General features: G+C 61.7%; 15 protein-coding genes. 10 read left to right on the top strand and 5 right to left on the bottom strand.

What is annotated here, in order from left to right:
* Window positions 1-240: 240 nt before the first annotated feature.
* From ABGM93_RS07900 to ABGM93_RS07865, 8 genes are all read left to right on the top strand, one after another.
* Window positions 241-1,425: a CaiB/BaiF CoA-transferase family protein gene (locus ABGM93_RS07900; RefSeq protein WP_321505072.1), complete on the top strand. Its 1,185-nt coding sequence runs from the start codon at window positions 241-243 to the stop codon at window positions 1,423-1,425.
* A gap of 120 nt (window positions 1,426-1,545) precedes the next feature.
* The gene (locus tag ABGM93_RS07895) at window positions 1,546-1,851 is read left to right on the top strand and encodes a hypothetical protein (RefSeq protein ID WP_321505070.1); all 306 of its coding nucleotides are present in this window, start codon (window positions 1,546-1,548) and stop codon (window positions 1,849-1,851) included.
* A gap of 72 nt (window positions 1,852-1,923) precedes the next feature.
* The gene (locus ABGM93_RS07890) at window positions 1,924-3,798 is read left to right on the top strand and encodes an adenylate/guanylate cyclase domain-containing protein (RefSeq protein WP_321505068.1); all 1,875 of its coding nucleotides are present in this window, start codon (window positions 1,924-1,926) and stop codon (window positions 3,796-3,798) included.
* A gap of 140 nt (window positions 3,799-3,938) precedes the next feature.
* Complete coding sequence (locus ABGM93_RS07885; protein WP_321505066.1) at window positions 3,939-5,855, top strand: ABC transporter ATP-binding protein; 1,917 nt, start codon at window positions 3,939-3,941, stop codon at window positions 5,853-5,855.
* Window positions 5,852-7,810, top strand: a complete 1,959-nt coding sequence (locus ABGM93_RS07880) for an ABC transporter substrate-binding protein (RefSeq protein WP_321505060.1) — start codon at window positions 5,852-5,854, stop codon at window positions 7,808-7,810. The genes ABGM93_RS07885 and ABGM93_RS07880 overlap by 4 nt, the downstream gene beginning before the upstream one ends.
* A gap of 4 nt (window positions 7,811-7,814) precedes the next feature.
* Complete coding sequence (locus ABGM93_RS07875) at window positions 7,815-8,840, top strand: ABC transporter permease (RefSeq protein WP_319771929.1); 1,026 nt, start codon at window positions 7,815-7,817, stop codon at window positions 8,838-8,840.
* Window positions 8,837-10,000 (top strand): ABC transporter permease, encoded by a 1,164-nt coding sequence (locus ABGM93_RS07870; RefSeq protein ID WP_321505058.1) that lies wholly within the window; start codon window positions 8,837-8,839, stop codon window positions 9,998-10,000. The genes ABGM93_RS07875 and ABGM93_RS07870 overlap by 4 nt, the downstream gene beginning before the upstream one ends.
* Window positions 10,001-10,099: 99 nt before the next feature.
* On the top strand, window positions 10,100-10,672 hold the full coding sequence (locus ABGM93_RS07865; protein ID WP_321505056.1) for a class I SAM-dependent methyltransferase: 573 nt from the start codon (window positions 10,100-10,102) through the stop codon (window positions 10,670-10,672).
* A gap of 62 nt (window positions 10,673-10,734) precedes the next feature.
* Here the strand turns inward: ABGM93_RS07865 and ABGM93_RS07860 are convergent, their stop codons facing one another.
* From ABGM93_RS07860 to ABGM93_RS07840, 5 genes are all read right to left on the bottom strand, one after another.
* Entirely contained in the window at window positions 10,735-11,508 is a 774-nt protein-coding gene (locus tag ABGM93_RS07860; protein WP_321505054.1) for a polysaccharide deacetylase family protein, read from the bottom strand.
* Window positions 11,505-12,662, bottom strand: coding sequence for a glycosyltransferase (locus ABGM93_RS07855; RefSeq protein WP_321505052.1), 1,158 nt, complete (start codon window positions 12,660-12,662; stop codon window positions 11,505-11,507). The genes ABGM93_RS07860 and ABGM93_RS07855 overlap by 4 nt, the downstream gene beginning before the upstream one ends.
* Entirely contained in the window at window positions 12,638-13,774 is a 1,137-nt protein-coding gene (locus ABGM93_RS07850) for a glycosyltransferase family 4 protein (protein ID WP_321505049.1), read from the bottom strand. The genes ABGM93_RS07855 and ABGM93_RS07850 overlap by 25 nt, the downstream gene beginning before the upstream one ends.
* 11 nt (window positions 13,775-13,785) lie before the next feature.
* Window positions 13,786-15,006, bottom strand: a complete 1,221-nt coding sequence (locus tag ABGM93_RS07845) for a glycosyltransferase family 4 protein (RefSeq protein WP_321505047.1) — start codon at window positions 15,004-15,006, stop codon at window positions 13,786-13,788.
* An 86-nt stretch (window positions 15,007-15,092) separates the two neighbouring features.
* Window positions 15,093-16,307 carry a glycosyltransferase gene (locus tag ABGM93_RS07840; RefSeq protein WP_321505045.1) on the bottom strand — a complete coding sequence of 405 codons (1,215 nt, stop codon included), beginning with the start codon at window positions 16,305-16,307 and terminating at the stop codon, window positions 15,093-15,095.
* Between the two features lie 759 nt (window positions 16,308-17,066).
* On the opposite strand from ABGM93_RS07840, the gene ABGM93_RS07835 reads away from it, so the two are divergent.
* Window positions 17,067-19,508 carry an ABC transporter transmembrane domain-containing protein gene (locus tag ABGM93_RS07835; protein ID WP_321505043.1) on the top strand — a complete coding sequence of 814 codons (2,442 nt, stop codon included), beginning with the start codon at window positions 17,067-17,069 and terminating at the stop codon, window positions 19,506-19,508.
* Window positions 19,509-19,715: 207 nt separating this feature from the next.
* Window positions 19,716-20,180 (top strand): cyclic nucleotide-binding domain-containing protein, encoded by a 465-nt coding sequence (locus ABGM93_RS07830; protein ID WP_321505041.1) that lies wholly within the window; start codon window positions 19,716-19,718, stop codon window positions 20,178-20,180.
* Window positions 20,181-20,314: the final 134 nt, after the last annotated feature.

Below are 20,314 nucleotides of genomic sequence, written 5' to 3'. Positions count from 1 at the left end.
GTCGCTCCGCAATGATACGTAGGCTGTGAGGGAAATCGGTGCTTGTCGCCCATCCTTCGAGACGCCCCTTGCGGGTCTCCTCAGGATGACGTTGTGCGTGTTGCCAGGGGCATCGTGCTCACAACGCGATAACGTCATTCTGAGGAAGCCGTCGCAGACGGACGTCTCGAAGGATGGGCGATACGCCCTATCTTTCTCATCGACCTCCATTCTCCCCGCCATAGCCCGGGATTTCCTGTCGTGACCCAGTCTTCTTCCTCGGATGCGCCTCTCAAAGGCATTCGCGTGCTTGAACTCGCCCGCATTCTCGCCGGGCCCTGGATCGGCCAGACCCTTTCCGATCTGGGCGCCGATGTGATCAAGGTCGAGGCGCCCGCGGGGGATGACACGCGCGGCTGGGGCCCTCCCTTCGTGGAAGGAGCGGACGGCGAAAGCCTCGGTGCGGCCTATTTCCATTCCTGCAATCGCGGCAAGCGCTCCATCACGGCGGATTTCCGCACCGAGGAGGGGCGCGAGATCGTGCTCGATCTGGTCCGTCGCAGCGATGTGGTGGTGGAGAATTTCAAGGTCGGCGGACTGAAGAAGTTCGGTCTCGACTATGCGTCCCTAAAGGACGTGAACCCGCGCCTCGTCTATTGCTCCATCACCGGCTTCGGACAGGATGGGCCTTACGCGCACCGTGCGGGCTATGATTTCATGATCCAGGGCATGAGCGGGATCATGGACCTGACCGGCGATCCGGCCGGTGAACCGCAAAAGGTGGGGCTCGCGGTCTGTGATATTTTCACGGGGCTTTACGGCACGATCGGCATTCTTGCCGCGCTGCGCGAGCGCGAGACCAGCGGCCTTGGTCAGCATGTCGACATGTCTCTGATGGATAGCTCGACCGCCATTCTCGCCAATCAGGCGATGAATTATCTGGTTTCCGGCAAGGCTCCGCGCCGTCTCGGCAACGCGCATCCCAACATCGTGCCCTATCAGGTCTTTCCGGCCAGTGACGGTCATCTCATCGTTGCGGTGGGCAATGATGGGCAATATGTGCGCTTCTGCGAGGTTCTGGGCCGCCCGGATCTGGCGGGAATTGCCGCCTACAAGACCAATGCCGGACGGGTGAAGAACCGCGAGGAACTGGTTGCCGAACTCTCGCCTCTGACCGTCGGCTTTGCGCGCGATGATCTTCTTGCGAAGCTGGAGGCAGTGGGGGTGCCGGCCGGTCCCATCAACACCGTGGCCGATGTCTTCGCCGATCCGCAGGTGATCCACCGCGGGTTGAAGCTCGACCTCATGTCCCCGCAGGGCGATGCGGTGCCGTCGGTGCGTAGCCCCATCCGCTATTCGCGCTCTTCCATGACGATGGAGCGTCCTTCTCCGCGCCTTGGCGAACACACCGACGAGATCCTTGCCGAGCTTGGTCGCAAGGGCTGACACGCCTGAACGAAACGGCCAACGACAACGGGCATTGTGACGAAGCCCGTCATTCGCCATAAACTCGCACCGAACATGCTGATAGGATTATCTGTCGGTTTATTCGCGGAGAACGGTGCGATGCGGTATCCAATGCTCGTCTTTTCCCTGTTTGCGGCTTGCGTGTCGGCGTTTGCGCCGGGCTCTGCGGCGGCGCGCCCCGATACGCGAACGATGACCTGTGCCCAGGCTCAGGATTTCGTGCGCCAGCGCGGGGCTGTTGTCATGACGACTGGTCGCCACACCTATCGGCGTTTCGTGACACATTGGCGCTATTGCGACGCTTGGCAGCGTCTCTTTCCCGAAAAGGCGCCGACGCGGGATAATCCCCAGTGCATTGTTGCCTACCGGTGCGATGAACCCTTGTTCGGGCCGGGCTGGGACTAGCATATTGCGGCAAGAGCATTCGCCGCGTGTGAAGGACATTCCGGTCACGCGCAGACCTTCAAAGGGCAGAGCATGAGATTGGGGTGGCGGCGGCGGTCGCACAAGGGCGGGCGCAAGTTTCCGATCGTTCTCATTGCAGGCGGAACCTATGCGCTGCTGATCACGGTGGCGATGGGGCTCGTCCTGTTCATGACGGGCAAGGCCAACTTCGAAAACACGTTCGCGCTCCTCAACGACAAGGCCGTACTGACGACGAACCAGCTTGAGGCCGGTCTGCGGATGCGGCTGGATCCGCTCACCGGCGCTGTCAGCGCGATGCAGGCGCTCTATGCCGACAGCAAGATGGAGATCGAGGATAACGTCGCGGTGCGCACCGTCCTGGCCGCGTCGCTGTTTTCGGTGCCGTATGCGGAAGGCCTGATCATTTCAAAGCGCGGGCGCGGGCAGTTCGGTGTCGTCAAATCCGAAGACGGAAAGCCCCAATACCTGCCCTGGCACCAGGAAGACAACCACTTCAACGGGCCATTTGGACCGCCGAAAGTCGAGGCTGGTTCCCCGCCCATCTGGGGCCCCATCGTGTCCAATCAGTTCGGCATCTTCATGAATGTCAGCGCGCCGTTGGTTCGCGACGGCAAGTTGGACGCTGTTCTCACGGCCACTCTGTCGATGGAGGGGCTGAGCGAGATCGTGGAGTCGCTGGATAGCGGCGATGGCACGACCTTCATCATCAGTGAGAACGGTCGTGTGATCGCCTATTCGGATCTCGACAAGCTCGACAGGACTGGGCAGGGCGAAGGCGTCGATATGCGACCCGACGGGGAGAGGCTGCCGCTGCCGATCTCCCGGTTTGGCGATCCGGTTCTCGCCAAGCTGCTGAATGCGCCGACCTTGGTGCCCTTTGCGGCGGCGCGTGCGGCCGGCGTCGATGTGCGCGAGATCGACACCTCGGGCGGCGAATACATTGCCATGTCCCGACGGATAAGCGGCTATGGTCCGGTTGACTGGATCGTCGGCATCTATTTTCAAGACGGTTCCGTTTCCAGCGAGATCCGCCGGCTGATTGGCTCCGTGCTGATCGGGATCCTTGCGATCATCGTGACGATTGTCCTGTCGTTCTTCGTCGCGCGCCGGATGACCCGGCCCCTGGCCAAGGTTGTCGGTCAGTCGCGCAAGGTCGCGCATCTTGAGTTCGACAAGGTGGATCGCCTGCCCAGCAGCCCGATCCGGGAAGTGGACGAGGTGCTGCAGGCCTTCAACTCCATGGCCGCGGGTTTGGGATCTCTCAATACCTATGTGCCCAAGACGCTGTTTCGCAAACTGATGCGGTTGGGAGTTGAGGAAGCGACCCGCTCGCGCGAGATCGATCTGACCATCGTGTTCACCGACATCGCCGGGTTCACACACCAGTCGGAGGGGATGAGCGCCAGTGAAGCCGCCAACTTCCTCAACAGCCACTTCGCAATCCTCGTGGAGGCGGTGGAGGCGGAACTGGGGACTGTCGACAAATTCATGGGCGACGGGATGCTGGCTTTCTGGGGCGCTCCCGATGCGCGCGATGATCATGCGGAAGCGGCTGTTCGTGCCGCGCGCGCCATGCAGCTCGCCATTCATGCGGCGAATGCTGCTCTCGTGGCAAAGGGGCTTCCGGTGACCCGTGTTCGCATCGGGATTCACACCGGCCCGGTCATCGTCGGCAATATCGGGGCTCTGGACCGGGTCGACTACACCATCATCGGCGATGCGGTGAACGTCTCCCAGAGGTTGCAGGATCTGGGGCGCTGCGCCGATGATGCAGCCGAAGTCGTTATCCTGACGAGCGCGAGCACCCTGCGCCGGCTCCCGTCAGACGTGCCACGACGCCATTTTGGCCATCACCAGTTGCGAGGGCGAGAGGCGGATGTAGATGTGTGGAGGCTCTATCCGGAGAAGCCCGTAGAGGAAGCGTGACAAGACGTGACGCGCACATCGAATGGCAATAATAATGATCGTATAACAAGAGGGAATAGACGCGTCTTGACCGCGTTTGAGGCTTTTTCCTGATGCGGTTCCGACTAAGATAGCTACGTCGGTCTGGACGAGGAGGGGACGTGCATTTGCTTGAGGTCGACGATCTGACGATCGAGTTCGACACTGCTGAAGGGCGTGTGCGCGCGGTCGACCGTGTCTCGTTCGACGTCCCTCCAAATCAGACGGTCGCCCTGGTGGGGGAATCCGGTTCGGGCAAGAGCGTGATCTCGCAGGCGATCATGGGCATCCTGCCGGCATCGGCACGAATTGCCGGAGGCGCCATTCGGTTCCGCGATCCCGAAAATGCCCCTGATGTCCCGCCGCTCGACGTAACGAGCTTGAAGCCGATCGGCCCTCAGATGCGCGCCTTGCGCGGCAATCGCATCGCGATCATCTTCCAGGAGCCGATGACCTCGCTTTCACCGCTCCACACCGTCGGCGACCAGATCGGCGAGGCCGTCCAGCTTCATTCCCACGCAACGATGGCGCAGGCGCGCGAGCTGACCCGCGAAATGCTCCGCCTGGTGCGCTTTCCAGACCCCGCCCGCGCGCTCAATACCTATCCGTTCGAGCTTTCAGGCGGCCTGCGTCAGCGCGCCATGATCGCCATGGCACTGGTGTGCCGGCCGGCCCTGCTTATCGCTGATGAGCCCACCACCGCGTTGGATGTGACGATCCAGGCGGAAATCCTGCGTCTCATCAAGGATGTGCAGCAGGAGCTGCAAATGTCGGTTCTGATGATCACCCACGATTTCGGCGTTGTCGCCAATGTCGCGGACAAGGTGGTCGTGGTCTATCACGGGCGGGTGATGGAGGCGGGGGACACGCGTGCGCTTTTCAACGCGCCCCAGCACGATTACCTCAAGGCGCTGATGCGCGCCGTGCCGCGGTTCGGAATGGAGCCGGGTGAAAGGCTGGTGCCTGTGCGTCCCATTCCGGCGCGGGAGCCGAGCCAACATCAGCAGCCGGCGGGCGTCCCCGGCGAGCCGCTGTTGCGGTTGGACAATGTCACCAAGCTCTACACGCTGCGCAAGAGCGGCCTCTTTTCCGGCCCGCCGCGCATGGTCAAGGCGATGGATGCTGTCAGCCTGACCATAAGGCGCGGCGAGTGTCTGGGCCTGGTGGGCGAATCCGGTTGCGGCAAGACCACCGCGTCCAAGGCGATCCTGCGCGCCATCGAGATTGATGAGGGCCGGATCGACTATTCCGTGAAGGGCAAACTGCACAATATTCGCGAATTCGGACGCGAAGAGTTGTTCGCCTATCGCCGATGCGCCCAGATGATCTTCCAGGATCCGTTCTCCTCCCTCAATCCGCGCATGACGGTGAACGAGATCCTCATGGAGCCGCTGATCATCCACAAATGGGGCAGCAAGGCGGACTGCCAGAAGCGTGTGCGAGAGCTCATGGAGATGGTCGGGCTCGATCCACGTTTCCTGCGCCGCTATCCGCATTCCTTTTCCGGCGGCCAGCGTCAGCGCATCGGCATCGCCCGCGCCCTTGCACTCGATCCGGAATTCCTCATCTGCGATGAACCCGTTTCCGCGCTCGACGTCTCTGTTCAGGCGCAAATCCTTAATCTTCTCAAGGATCTGCAACAGAAACTCGGGCTCACCTATCTGTTCGTCAGTCATAACCTCGCGGTGGTCGACTACATCGCCGATCGCATCGCCGTCATGTGCCAGGGCAGACTGGTGGAACTGGGCGAGACCGCGCAAGTCGTCGGCAATCCGCTGCACCCTTACACCAAGTCGCTGATGGCGGCGGTGCTCGATCCCTCCATTGGCGAAGATGGGCCCAGCCATCTTGAGGCGGGCGCCGGAGAAGGACTGTCAGGCCCCGAAAACTGGCCCGAGCCCTTCCGTCTTTCGGATGGCATCCGTCCCGACCTTGTGGAAATGGAGCCGGGCCACTTTGTTTGTGCCCCCGGTTACGCTCATCGCACCGGCACGGCGGTTTCCCATGACCCTGCAAGCCAGGCGGAGGCCGTCACATGAGCCACCGTCTGGCACGTCGTGTCTCGGCTTGGGCGATGGGGCTCGGCCTGCTCTGCGCTGTCGTTCCACTGAAATCGCCTGCTGCGCAGCCGCTGCCGGATCTCATCGAGACCCCGACGCTGCGCCGCACCCACGCGCAGGTTGACTTGCCCCCGATCGCAAGCCGGATCCCGCTGGAGCCGCTGATCGTCGATCTGGAGGCCCATGGGCGCGAGCCCGGCATACACGGCGGTGACATCGAGACGCTGATCGGGCGCTCCAAGGATGCGCGCCTTGTCAATGCGTGGGGCTATGCGCGTCTGGTGGGCTTCAATGAGGCGCTTGAGCTTAAGCCCGATATCTTGAAGGCGGTGGAAAACGTCGACGACCGCATCTTCACCCTGCATCTTAGGAAGGGGCACAGGTGGTCGGACGGCGCACCCTTCACCACGGAGGATTTCCGCTACTGGTGGGAGGATGTGGCGAACGAGGAGCATCTCTCGCCCTCCGGTCCACCGAATTTCATGCTTGTCGAGGGCAAGCCGCCAAGGCTTGAAATCATCGATGAGACCACGCTTCGGTATAGCTGGGATGCGCCGAACGCCCTGTTCCTGCCGACCCTTGCCCGCGCGCGACCGCCCTTCATATATCGCCCGGCCCACTACCTGAAACAGTTCCACGAGAAATACGGAGATCCCGCAAAGATCGCGGCACTGGTGGAGGCGAAAAAGGTCCGCTACTGGGCCTCGCTCCACAATGAGCGCGATGACATGTATGGCGCGACCAACTGGGCGGAGCCTTCGCTTGAGCCCTGGGTGGTGGCCGAAGGCAGCTCAAAGCAGCGCCAGATCTTCATCCGGAACCCCTATTATCATCGCATCGACAGCCACGGGCGGCAGCTTCCCTATGTGGACCGCATCGTGCTGACCGTCGCCGACGGGCGTTTGATCGCCACCAAGACGCAGGCCGGCGAGAGCACGTTGCAGGCGCGCGGGCTGGCCTTTTCCGACATAACGGTTCTGAAGCGCGGCGAGGCGGACGGCAATTACCAGACCCGCCTCTGGCCGATCGCCAAGGGCGCCCATATCGCGCTCTTCCCCAACCTCACGGCGCGTGATCCGGTCTGGCGCACACTCATGCGCGACGTGCGCTTCCGTCATGCCCTGTCGCTCGGCATCGACCGCAAGATGATCAATCGTGTGCTCTATTTCGGTCTGGCGCTTGAGAGCAACGACACCATTTTGCCGGAAAGCCCGCTTTTCGAAGAGCGTTACCGCACCGAGTGGGCGCAATATGATCCCAAGCTTGCAAACGAGCTTCTGGACGATATCGGCCTGACCAAAAGGCGCGGTGACGGCATACGCCTGCTGCCCGACGGACGGCCGTTGGAAATCATCGTGGAGACCACGGGCGAAAGCGCGGAGGAGATCGATGCGCTTGGGCTGGTGGGGGAGACCTGGCGCGAAATCGGCGTGAAGCTCTTCCCCAAGCCATCGCAGCGCGAGGTGTTGCGCGAGCGGGCTCTGTCCGGTGCACTGGTCATGTCGGCCTGGAACGGGGTCGACAATGGCATCCCGACCGCGGAGATGCCGCCCAACGAGTTCGCGCCGACGTCGTCCGAACAGCTGTCGTGGGCGCAATGGGGGGACTACCGCGAAAGCGGCGGTCAGACCGGTCAGCCGATAGACTACGAACCGGCGGCACGCCTGGAGGCGCTTTACAGCGAATGGCTCGTCAGCGGCAATGCTCAGGAGCGGCGACGGATCTGGGGCGAGATGCTCTCAATTCATGCCGAGGAGACCTTGCGCATCGGACTGATCTCTGCGGTGAAGCAGCCCGTCGTGGTTTCCACGCGTCTGCACAACGTGCCGCAGGTCGGGATTTACGGCTGGGACCCCGGAGCCCAGTTCGGCATTCATCGCATGGACGAATTCTGGCTCGAACGTGCCGATCATGACAGGGCTGAGGGGAACTGACCGGATGCTTGCCTATATCCTGCGCCGCTGTCTGACGATGATCCCGACATTGCTGGTGATCTCGTTCCTGACATTCCTGATCATCGAGCTGCCGCCCGGCGATTTTTTGTCGAACCAGATCGCGCAGCTCAAGATGCAGGGGGAGGAATCCGCCATCGCCAAGGTGGAATTCCTGCGCACCGAGTTCGCGCTCGACAAGCCTTTCATGCAACGCTACCTGATCTGGCTCGGCGCCTGGCCGGGGCCCCATGGGTTCGACGGGTTGTTGCAGGGCAACTGGGGCTGGTCCTTCGAATATGAGCAGCCCGTCTCCGAGGTGGTCGGCTCAACCCTGCTGCTGACGGTGCTTTTGAACACGGTGACGATCCTGTTCGTCTATGTGGTCTCGTTTCCGATCGGCATCTATTCCGCCACCCGGCAATATTCCTGGGGCGACTACGGGTTCACCTTCCTGGGGTATATCGGGCTGGCGACGCCGAACTTCCTGCTTGGCCTCATCATGCTCTACCTGTCGAACCGTTGGTTCGGCCTGTCCGTCGGCGGCCTGATGGATCCCTATTACATCGACAAGCCATGGAGCGCTGGAAAGGTGGGCTCGGTTCTGGCGCATCTTGTGGTGCCGACCGTCGTCATCGGAACGGCGGGCACCGCCGCGATGATCCGGCGTCTCAGGGCCAACCTGCTGGATGAGCTTCACAAGCAATATGTGACGACGGCGCGGGCCAAGGGCCTCAAGGAGAGCAGGCTTCTGGTGAAATACCCGCTCAGGGTCGCGCTCAACCCGTTTATCGCCGATATCGGCAATCTGATCCCCTCGCTGGTCTCCGGCTCGGTCATCGTGTCGGTGGTCCTCAACCTGCCGACGGTAGGCCCGGTCCTGCTGGGCGCACTTCAAAGCCAGGACCAGTTCCTTGCGGGGTTCATCCTGCTCTTTGTGGCGGTGCTGACGTTGGTCGGCATGCTGATATCCGACATTCTTCTGGCGGTGCTCGATCCGCGCATTCGATTGGGCGGGAGGGCTGCGTCGTGAGCGCCGTGGAGGAGACCACCGGTCATTACGTCAATCCCGAGCCGTTCGATCCGGCCGAAGCGGAGCGCCTGACCCCGGAACAGGAACGCTATTATCAGGCCTCGCAATGGCAGATCATGTGGTGGAAGTTCCGCCGCCACAAGGTCGCGCTGTGGTCGGCCGTCTTCCTGATCCTGCTCTACATGTGTGTGCCCTTCGCCGAGGTGATTGCGCCCTATACGCCCAACCAGCGCGACAACGACCACCTCTACGCCCCACCGCAATCGATCCATCTGTTCCATGATGGGTCGTTTGTCGGTCCCTTCGTCTACGGTCAGATCGCCGAGGTCGATCTGGAGGAGATGAAATGGACCTACCGGATCGACGAGACGGACGTGCAGCCGCTGCGCTTCTTCTGTCTTGGAGATCCCTATGAATTCTGGGGCCTGTTGCCGGGGCGCTTCCACCTGATGTGCCCGGCCGAAGGCGGCACGGTCTATCTTCTGGGAACGGATCGTCTGGGTCGCGATCTGCTGTCCGGCATCATCTATGGCGCCCGGCTGTCCCTGACCGTCGGTCTGCTTGGTGTGGCGATCTCCATGCTGCTGGGTGTCACGCTTGGCGGGATCGCGGGCTATTTCGGCGGCTTCATCGACAATCTGATCCAGCGCACGATCGAGATCCTCAAGGCGCTGCCCGAACTGCCGCTCTGGATGGCGCTGTCGGCGGCACTGCCCGTGACCTGGAGCCCTATCTGGATCTATCTCGGTATCACGGTGATCCTCGGCATGCTCGACTGGCCGGGTCTTGCGCGCGCCGTGCGCTCCAAGCTTCTGGCCCTGCGCGAGGAGGAATATGCCAAGGCGGCGGCCTTGATGGGGGCAAAGTCCGGGCGCATCATCCGTCGCCACCTGTTGCCGGGGTTCACCAGTCATCTGATCGCATCCGCGACGCTGTCCATTCCGTCCATGATCCTGGGGGAGACGGCGCTGTCTTTCCTCAACCTGGGCTTGAGGCGACCGGCGGTGAGCTGGGGCGTATTGCTCAACGAGGCGCAGAACATCTCCGTGGTGACCGTCTATCCATGGCTGATGGCGCCGGTTGTGCCCGTTATTCTCGTTGTGCTCGCCTTCAATTTTCTGGGAGATGGGTTGCGCGACGCAGCCGACCCCTACAAGTAGAAAAGACTTACCGGAGCCTGACGTGCCGAATGGATACGCGCCCCAGCGGTGAAAGCTGTCAGGCGAGCCGACCGCATCAATTGAAAAAGGATAGCCGACATGGCCAACGCCACCACCGCCGCCGAGTGGGACGAGGAATACCGCGCCGGGCGTTGGAATTTCCTGAGCGATGTAAAGGAAAGCGCGCGCTACGGCGTTCATGCGGCATGGCTCGCATCCGTCGGCAAGACACGTGCGATCCTCGACGTGGGATGCGGCGAGGGGCTTCTCTGGCACAATCTGCCCCGCCGGCCCGAACACTATGTCGGCGTGGACCTTTCAGCCGCCGCCTTCGACAAGGCCGACATCGATTTCGACAGTTGCCGCCTTGAAGCCGCCGACCTGCATCACTTCCAGCCCGCTCAGGACGAGATCTTTTCCGCCGTCGTCTTCAACGAGGTCCTGTATTTCTGCGAGGAGCCGGAAATCCAGCTCCCGCGTTACGCTGCCATGCTGGAGGAGGGCGGGGTCATGTCGATCTCGCTCTATGCGCCAAACCGACCCGAAAGCGGGGCGCACAAGCTCATTTCCCGGATCTGGGAGACGACCGATCAGTGGGACGTGCTTGACGATATCACGATGACCAGCGCAGCAAAGAACGTGACGTGGAAAATGCGGCTTGTACGCCCCTGAGGCCTGGTCTTCCTGCCAGGAATTGCAAAACGGGCCGCCCCATCGGGGCGGCCCGTTTTGGTTCAAAGCGCGAAGAGACGCCTCACTGGCGGCCATTTGGCAGCCGGATGCGCCGCGGTAATTTCCAGAACATCCTCGAAAAAGGCGAAATGGTCGTCATCCATCACCAGATGATGGCTCAGAAGACCAATGGGCTCAGAAGGGTCCTGCGAACGCGCCTCCAGGATTTCGTCAAAGCGACGCCGGGCCGAGCCCCAACCGATGAAACGTCCGTTCTCTTTCCATTTGATCGGATCGAGATGGGTCTGAAGGCGGTGCGGGCGCATGGCAACGTTCGAGGTGAAGGTGGAAAGCCCCGGCAGTCCGATGCCGGGGGCGGCTTGCGCGATCGCGTCGCTGATCCGGTTCCATGGCGGGACAAGTGCGGGAATGAACTTCTCGCCGAAAAGCCCTTCCAGCTTCTCCCGGCCCATGGTGAGCTCGCCCAGAACCTCCTCCATGTCGCGACGTGTGCCGAGTTCTGCCGCCTTTTCGCCTTCCGCCTTGATCTGATGGTTCTTGTGCCGCCAGCCGTGCTGGAGCACGACGGCATGGGGCTCCTGCCTCAGCCGCTCCGCAAGAGCTTCGCCCGCCCCCTTGGGGATGACCGCCAGGCCGATATCGACCCCATAACGGTTGGCGAGCGCCAGCATGCGGTCAAGCGCCGGGGTCGGCTCGATGGCATCGTCATCGCGCCACCACAAGGAGATGGTCTGCCCACGTGCCGCAAAGCCGTCCAGATGGGCCTTGAGCGCGGAGCGAAAGGCTTCGCGCTCGTCCTGTTCCTCGCCGCTCATGTCCGTTTCTTCCAGGCCTCAAGCACGGTCCTGGCGGAAACATCCGCGCCGTCCATGCCGGTTGGATGGTCTTTCATCGGCATGCCGAGCGCATCGTCCACGGCCCTTGCGAGGCTCTGCGGTGTCAGGGTCGTATCCTGCGCATAGACCACCCGGCCATGTTCGGCGAGCGCCGTGGCGCGCACCGTCTGCTCGCTCTCTTCCAATTGCGCGAAGGGCACGAGCACGGAGGAAACCCCCGCCGCCAGCACATCGAGCGTGGTGTTGTAGCCCGCCTGACTGACCGAGACGCGCGCGCGACGCAGAAGGCCGGGAAAGTCAGGCCGCGCCCGCTCCACGATCACGCCGTCAGGTGCGGCGGTCTTGAGTGTGTCGAACTCGTCCTCGCTCATGTGATAGCCCGCCAGAAGGCGCCATCTCGTGTCGCCCGCACGGGTTGAATGCGCGCGCGCCTTGCTTGCGCAATCGAGCAGATGGAACGCGCCGACACCGCCGCCGCAGGAAACGACCACCTCGTCCTTGCCGTCATCGGCAGGCGGATCAGCGGGCTTCGCCAGATAGACATAGCCGGTATAGGTCAGCAGGTGCTCCACCCGGTCGGCATAGCGGAAGCTGTCGCCAAGGCGCACCATGTCCGCATCGGAGTGGACGAGGATCAGGTCGAAATAGCGAAGCGCGACCTCCGCCATCGCTTCTTCCTTGCGCGGGTCCGGCTTGGGAACGAGGATATCGCGCACCGAGCCCACGATCAGCGGCGGATTGGCCCGTGCCCGCGCCGTTTCCATCAGGGGTTCCAGCTCAAACGACATCTGGCGACGGCCGAAGGGGTAGGTCTCGGTCAGGATCACATCCGGCTGGCAGTCCTCATAGACCTGAAGCAACAGATCGCGGCGCCTGGCCTTCCAGGCGTCGGTAATGGCTTCATCGTTTTCGTCGACGAGTTCGCGGAAGGACGCGTCGCGCGCGCGCACCGGCGGCAGCGAAATCACATTGAGCCCGTCTGTCTCAAGCGTCGGGGGAAGGGTGTTGCCGCACACCATGGTGACCGGGCACCCGTGGGCGGTCAGCGCCCGCCCGATGGCGGCGGCGCGCATGACATGGCCGGTGCCCAGAAGATGCTGGACATAGATCAGGACGCGGGGAGTTTGCGGCACGAGCCTGTGATCCTCTTGGTATGAATGTCCTGCGCCTTGCGCAGAATGGCATCGAGCTTTCGCGATGCCGCTTGAATATCGTGTCGGCCCGAAACGCTCTCGCGGGCCTGAGCGCCCATGCGGGCAAGGTGTTTCCTGTCGGATAGCGCAAGGCGCAGGGCTTTGGCAAAGCTTTCCGCATCCCCGGATACCGCAAGAAAGCCGGTCTCGCCTTCATAGACGATATCAGGAACGCCATTGGCATCACCTGCCACCACCGGCAGGCCGCTTGCCTGCGCCTCCAGAAAGACAAGGCCGTAGGCCTCGCGAACCGCTGGCCAGACGAAGAGATCGGCCTGCGCGTATTGCGCGGTAACCCCCGCCGCATCGAGCTGGCCGACCCAGGCGGTCCGCACCGGATCGAACCAGCCCATGATCTCGTCGCGCATCTCGCCGTCGCCCACGACGGTCAACCGCCAGTCGAGATCGCGGATCCTCTCCAGAGCCTCCGCCAGCACCCGATAGGACGCCGTCTTGTCGCCCGCCCGCATCATGGCAACGGTGAGAAGCCGGATGGGCTCACCCCTCTCAAGAAGCCTCGGACCGGTCACCTCAAAGGTCGCGGCATCGATGAAGGGCGGCAGGATCGTCAACCGCTCTTCCGGCACCACGGCTGCGAGCCCGCGCGCATCAAGCCTGTGGCTGGCGACGACCATGTCCGCCTGTTCCAGCATGGTGTCGACGGCGGCAAAACCATAGGCCCAATCGCCCGTTCGCCGTTTGGCCGCCCGGCTTGCTTCGATCGCCACATAAGGAATGCCGAGCGCGTTCGCGATGCGACTGCCGAGCCAGTCGGGCGCCTTGTGATAGAGGTGATAGGTCAGCCAGAGATCCGGCGCGCGGTGCCTGGCAAAGTCGGCGAGCAGGCGCTCCGCTTCGCTGTCCGCAAGACGCTCCTTTTCGGCAAGCGCGTCGTGCGAGCCTTCCTTCAGCCACAGACGCAGACGGCTTGGCTGAATGACCTCATGCCCGGCCATTTCCAGCGCACGCACGATCAACCGTCCCACGGCCCGATCACCGGATGGGACGGGGCTGTCGAGCGGTTTCATCGGGGCGTAGAAGGCTATTCGCATCGCGAGGCCGTTCAACCGGACGCGCGCAGCTTTTCCGCCAGCCGGTCGATGCCGGGTTTGGAGGAAAAGGCGCTGCGCACATGCTGCGAAGCTTCAGTGCCGATGGCCTGGCGACGGGCGGGATCGCGCGCAAGGGCTTCAAGGGCGGTTGCGAGGTCCGCCGGATCATGGGGCTCCACAAGAACGCCGGTCCTGCCGTCCTCGATCAATTCCGGAATGGCGGAGACCCGCGTGGACAGGCAGCAGAGGCCCAGAGACTGCGCCTCCATCAGCACGTTTGGCAGGCCATCGCGGTCGCCGGAGCGCGCGATGCGCGATGACAGCACGAAAAGATCGGCGTTGATGCAGGCCTCGATCACCGCCTCGCGCGGCTGCGCGCCATGCCATGTGATGCGATCCGCGATCCCCGCCTTTTCGGCGCGCGCCTGAAGGCGTTTCTTGAGCGCCCCGCCGCCAATATGATCGAAGTGCCAGGCGAGATCGTCGGGCAGGCGGGCGAGGGCGGCGATCAGGTCGTCATAGCCCTTCTTTTCAACCAGCCGTCCGACGGAGAGGATCCGCACTGGGTCGCCGGATCCGTCGCGCATCGCGCGTGTGGAGGGTGGTGAGGGGAAACGGGAGAAATCGAGCCCGTGATAGACCAGCTCCACCGCGTCCTTTCGCTTCCCCAGCCCGTTCAGGTAATCGACATTGACCCGCGTGCAGGTGACGCCCCACGCGGAACTGTCCAGCTTTTCACGCAATTCCCACGCGGGCGAGGTCCAGATGTCCTTGGCATGGGCGGAAAACGACCACTCCATCCCGAGGATCAGCGCCGCGTAGCGCGTCACGGATGCCGGCGTATGGAGATAATGGGTGTGGAGCCAGGTCACATCCTCGGGCAATTCATGCGCAAACACGCAGGCCTGACCGAACCGGCGGTAGCGGTTGGCGCTGTGATCGCGTTCGAGATCTGCCTTGAAGGCGGCCAGCGCCCGGGCGTATCCCGGCTGCTTTTCCGCCCAGCGCCGCGCGCGCGCGACACGCTTGGGATCGTCTTTCAAGTATTCCGGCAGATAAAGCACATCCGCGGTGATCTCACGGTGGAGGTCATGCAGATGCGGGTCCGTCGGGTGGCGCAGCGAAACGATCAACTGGTCCACGCCCCGCTTCTGCAGGCCGAGAATCTCCTGTGCGATGAATGTCTCCGAAAGGCGGGGGTAGCCTTTCACGACGACGGCGATACGCGACATGGAATTCTCCGACAGTCTTTTCTCAGGGCGAGCGGGCTCGCGTGTGGGCCCACGCATGCGACAGGAATGGGTAACACCCTTGGAGGTCAGCCGTGTGCTTTCAGGGCCTGTTGCGTGATCCCGTCCGTGTCTAGGATTTCGCAAACACGGTTTGTAATCACATCGAGGCCATCAAGCAGCCCGTCAAGGCGGGCGGCCGAGGGCGGCTTGGCTTGGGCCAATCGGGCGAGCGCATCCGACATCAGGTCGACATCGGGATAGACGTCGATGGGCAGCACATCCGCCAGTCCATTGTCGCTGGCGCGGTTTGCGCGGATCGCCTGTTCCCTGCGTGGCTCGATGCGGGGGATAAGCAGCGTCGGTTTGTCGAAGGACAGAACCTCGCAGAACGTGTTGTAGCCCCCCATGCCGACAACCGCGGTGGCCCGTGCCAGATAAGGTTCGATCTGCGGCGTGAAATCCATCATGTGAATGTCGTGCATTGCGTCTGCGCGCGCGTGGAACTGCGCCTGCGCTTCCGGCGCCATGAAGGGGCCGAGCACGATCAGCGCGGGCAGCAGCGCCGTGCGGCGCGCCTCATAGGCCCTGAGCACCCAGTCCACCATTTCTTCCCCATCGCCGCCGCCGCCGGGCGTCACGAGGATGAAGGGATCCTCGGAAAAGGCGAAGTGTTCCATCGGGCGCTGGGCGCGCGGCAGATCCCGGCGCAGGTAGCCGGTGTAAAGAACCTTGTCCAGAACCGATTGCGGAATGTCGAGGCCGTCGAGGGGATCGTGGATGCTCGACTGCCCATAGACCCAGATCTCGTCATAGAGATTTTCCAGGGCCGGCAAGACGTTCTTGCGTTCCCATTCCTCGCGCAGCGTGTCCGGATCGTCCATCACGTCGCGAAGGCCGAGCACAAGCCGGGTGCCCGCCGCCTTCAGCGTTTCAAGCGTCGGCAGAACTTCGCCACGCAGGCCCGTGGGTTCCTTGTCGACAAGGAAAATGTCCGGCGCATAGACCTGAGCCGTGTGCTCGATGATCGACGCGCGGATTGCAAGTGTGTGTTCGGTATCGATATGCAGGCTCAACGAAGTGTATTCGCCGTTTCTGAGCTTGATGACACCGGGAATACGGACGAAATCCACCCGTGCACGGAAATCGAAATTCCCGATGATCGGAGATCCGGACAGGATCAGCGCGGAGAGATCCCCGATATCCGCAACCAGCGAGTGCGCGATCGCCCGGCAACGGCGCAGATGCCCCAGTCCGAAGGAATCATGGCTGTAGATGAGGATCTTCGGCTTGTTGATGAGCATCCGGCACCCGTTCGATACATTTAGAGCCGCCAAGCGGTTTCTGCTGGAAATGTCGGTGGAGACATCGTTGATGCGGGTGAGGACGACAAGCCCTGACGACGCACGGTTCTGATTTGCCTGTGCGCTTCAAGCCAGCGCTGCTATGGAAAGCCCCGTGACCTGAGCCTGACAGGGCGCGAACGATGGTATCTCCCGAGTGGCTTGCAATGCGGTCGCCATCTGTGAATGCGGTAGCCGTCTATGTCGAAGATCGCGAAGGCCTCTAAGCATGGGCCCGTTTACCCGCGGCGCTTGCATCGAAGTCGCGAAAACGCCTTTAAGCATACACAAGACAACATTCCAATTCCACGTTCCCTTTACACAACTCATGATGACGATGCCGTCAACATGGGACCGGGCTTGGGATCCAAGATTGAACCTCGCGCTCAGTTTAGCTCCCGCAGCAGTTTTGCGTCCAGAACGATGATTGGCATCTAGGCGTTCCCGGCTCCTGCGGCTATGGTTGCCTTAAGATGCGTTCTGCAAAGGTTGTCGTTGAAAGACTGGTCAGGCTCAGACCGGGGCCGCTCAGGTGTTTTAAATATGGAAAGAAGTCTCTTTCATTTCATCTGGCGGTATAGCAAAAGGCAACAGGTTATTATCCTGTTCATTACCGTTCTGTCTTTCCCGTTGCTGTATAGTACGCTTGAGCTACCCAAGATTATCGTAAACGATGCTATCCAGGGGAGCGATTTTCCGCGCGTTGTTTTCGGCTTCGAGTTGGGGCAGATCCAGTATCTTCTGGTGCTTTGCTTCTCGTTTCTGTTTCTGGTTTTTCTCAATAATGGCGTGAAATACACGCTCAACGTGTACAAGGGGCTGACCGGCGAGCGGATGTTGCGCCGGTTGCGCTATGAACTTTTTCAACGAGTGTTGCGCTTTCGCCTGCCTCGGTTCCGGCGTGTCTCCTCAAGCGAGATCATTCCGATGATCACCTCTGAGGTGGAGGATCTGGGAGGGTATATCGGCGACGCGATCGCCGTTCCGGCCTTCCAGGGCGGGACGCTACTTGTCTACCTGTTCTTCATTTTCGTACAGAATCCGCTGCTTGGCGTGGCCGCCATCGCGCTCTATCCGGTCCAGGGCTACATCATTCCACGCCTTCAACGCCGGGTGATTATCTTGTCGCGCGAGCGGGTGCGGAACGTGCGTACCATTGCAGACCGCGTGGGTGAGAGCATCAACGGCGTCACCGAAATCCATGCCAACGACACTTCCGCATGGCACATGGCCGATCTCTCGTCGCGGCTACACACGAATTTCGCGATCCGCTACGACATCTTCAAGCGCAAATATATGATCAAGTTTATCAATAACTTGATCAATCAACTCACGCCGTTCTTCTTCTATTCGATTGGCGGTTATCTCGTTATTCAGGGCAATATCAGCTTCGGTGCGCTGGTCGCGGTGCTGGCTGCCTACAAGGATCTTGCCGGGCCTTGGAAGGAGCTCTTGGCCTATTATCAGACGCAGGCCGATTGCAGCGTCAAATACGAGACGGTTATCGAGAATTTCGACCCGCCTGACATCTATCCCCTGGAACGTCTGACGAGCGACGAAGTCATTGCGCTTGGCGGCGGGTTGTCCATGATTTCGGTCTCCTTTTCGGAAGGGGGCGGCCGTCCGGAGGCCCATGGTGTGTCTCTCGAAATTCCACAAGACGGGCATTGTGCCGTTGTCGGCGACGATCGTTCCGGACGTTCCGAGGTTCTGTTGCTTGCCTGCGGACTTCTCCAGCCCGACAGCGGTCGGGTGGAGATCGGTGGCCACAATCTGGAAACGCTTGCGTCTGCGAGCCTCGGCCGTCTGATCAGCTATGTCGCCTCCGGCGCGCATATCTTCACCGGGACCATTCGCGACAACCTCTATTACGGCTTGCGTCACCGCCCGGTCACCGTGGCGGATGCGGTCAAGGGCAACGAGCCAGAGCGCGGCTATCGTCGCCTGGAGGCGGTGGCGACGGCGAACTCGCCCTATGACATTGACGACGAGTGGGAAGACTTCGGCGCCGCTGGCGCGGGAAACCAGCAGGAGCTTGACGAACGCGCGATAGCTGTCCTGCGGATTGTCGGTCTTGACGACGACATCTATCACATGGGCCTTCAGGCACGCATTGCCGGTGATGAAGCGCAGTCCATCGGGATGCTGGACCTGCGCGCGGCAATAGCGGAGCGGTTGGCGAGCGACAAGAAACTTGGCGACCTGATCGAGCCCTGGGAGGCGAACACCTTCAATTCCAGCGCGTCTCTTGCGGAGAACCTGCTCTTCGGCCTTCCCGCCGATCCGACCGTGGCGCTGGAGCAGATCCCTGAAGACGAGCTCTTCATGGCGTTCCTGAAATCCACGGCCCTTCATGCCCGCATGGTCGGAATCGGCCGCAAGATTGCGGAGACCATGGTGGAGCTGTTCGGAAACCTGTCGGCCCAGTCCGGCCTTCAGGAGAGCTTCTCGTTCGTTTCCGCAGACCAGATGCCGGAAGTGGAGCGGATCCTGCGCAAGGGGACTGGAAGCGACAAGGAGCTGAATGACGACGACGCAAGATTGCTGATCGGTATCGCGCTCAAGCTCATTCCGGCCAAGCACCGTCTGGGGATCCTGACACCGGAAATGGAGGCCGAGATTGTTGCCGCGCGCAAGACGTTCCGCGAGAGGCTCGGTACCGAGAACGGCCGATACGTGCTCTTCGATCGCGAGGCCTGGGCGGAGCCGCTCTCCATCGAGGACAACCTGATCTTTGGCAAGCCGCGCGGCAACAGGCGCGATGCGCGCGAGCGGATTGAGGGCGTGATCGGCGCGTTGATCGACGAGATGAAGCTGCGCGCGCCAATCCTTGAGGCCGGTCTCGATTACAACGTCGGCGTTTCTGGCTCGCGTTTGACCAACAGCCAGCGGCAGAGGATGGCCCTGGCGCGTGCGCTGGTGAAGAACCCGCACATGCTGGTGATCGATGGCGTGGCGGCTGGAAACGGTGCGCAGGACAGGGCGCTGCGCGAAGCCTTGCGCGCCGCGATGGAGGGGAAGACGCTGCTCTTCGGCCTGGATGATCCCGAGGTCGCAAAGGAATTTCCCTATCAGGCGGTTATCTCGCAAGGCCACATGGAGGACGTGGTGGCCGCGCAAGCGACCAGCTTATCGCGACTGATGGAGGGAGGGGCGTCATGAGAAAGTCGTGCAAAGCGGATAGGGCAGGTTGCCTGGGCCCGGCCAGGGTGTGCCGGCAAGTGTCTCTGCGGATCGATCAACACCGCTTCCGACGTCCTGAAACAATCCGATGCACATTGAGTTCGAAAGTGAATGCAGTGACCTGAACACCTGTTCCGCGAAACAGGAACCAATCAAAAAAAAGCCGGCCCGAGAGAGAGTTTCCCGATGACGATCGACAGTGAAGTGAATGCCTTGTGTCAGGTTCCTCTTTTCAAGGGAATCGATCCGGCAAAACTCAGGCTTCTTGCCTTTATCAGCGAGAGGACCTGTTTCGAGCCGGGAGAGCACCTGTGCTCGCAAGGTGAGGCGGGGGACAGCGCCTTCATCATTTTGAACGGTGAAGCGAACGTGGAGGTGGCGACAGACCTGGGCGAACAGGTCGTGGCGCGTGTTGGTACGAACGACATCGTCGGTGAGATCGCAATCTTGTGCGACGTGCCGCGCACCGCATCTCTGGTGGCGGTGTCCGATATGGACGTGCTGACTATTTCCAAGGATAATTTCCTGAAATTGCTGAAGGAGTTCCCCGAAATCGCTCTTGAGGTGATGCGTGTGCTCGCCCAGCGTCTGGAAAAAACGACCCGCGATCTCGGCGCGGCCAATGCCACTCTGGCGGGAAAGGCCAATTGATCCGGCAAACCCCGACATTCCTGTCTGTTGCCGCATGATCCGCCGTGTATCCACCAAAGCGCGACGTCAGGCGAAGTGAGATGCTGTGACTCTCATCACAGTAACATTCCGGCAAACTGTTAGGGTTGATATTC

The sequence above is a fragment of the Breoghania sp. genome (assembly GCF_963674635.1).
In the GTDB taxonomy this organism is placed as follows: Bacteria; Pseudomonadota; Alphaproteobacteria; order Rhizobiales; family Stappiaceae; genus Breoghania.
This window is presented reverse-complemented; position numbering and strand designations above follow the sequence as displayed.

Bases quoted from the DNA above. Each gene is read 5' to 3' on its own strand.
- ABGM93_RS07830 (WP_321505041.1), top strand. From the start codon at position 19,716: ATGACGATCGACAGTGAAGTGAATGCCTTGTGTCAGGTTCCTCTTTTC.
- ABGM93_RS07875 (WP_319771929.1), top strand. From the start codon at position 7,815: ATGCTTGCCTATATCCTGCGCCGCTGTCTGACGATGATCCCGACATTG.
- ABGM93_RS07890 (WP_321505068.1), top strand. From the start codon at position 1,924: ATGAGATTGGGGTGGCGGCGGCGGTCGCACAAGGGCGGGCGCAAGTTT.
- ABGM93_RS07845 (WP_321505047.1), bottom strand. From the start codon at position 15,006: ATGTCGCGTATCGCCGTCGTCGTGAAAGGCTACCCCCGCCTTTCGGAG.
- ABGM93_RS07840 (WP_321505045.1), bottom strand. From the start codon at position 16,307: ATGCTCATCAACAAGCCGAAGATCCTCATCTACAGCCATGATTCCTTC.
- ABGM93_RS07860 (WP_321505054.1), bottom strand. From the start codon at position 11,508: ATGAGCGGCGAGGAACAGGACGAGCGCGAAGCCTTTCGCTCCGCGCTC.
- ABGM93_RS07865 (WP_321505056.1), top strand. From the start codon at position 10,100: ATGGCCAACGCCACCACCGCCGCCGAGTGGGACGAGGAATACCGCGCC.
- ABGM93_RS07850 (WP_321505049.1), bottom strand. From the start codon at position 13,774: ATGCGAATAGCCTTCTACGCCCCGATGAAACCGCTCGACAGCCCCGTC.
- ABGM93_RS07880 (WP_321505060.1), top strand. From the start codon at position 5,852: ATGAGCCACCGTCTGGCACGTCGTGTCTCGGCTTGGGCGATGGGGCTC.
- ABGM93_RS07895 (WP_321505070.1), top strand. From the start codon at position 1,546: ATGCGGTATCCAATGCTCGTCTTTTCCCTGTTTGCGGCTTGCGTGTCG.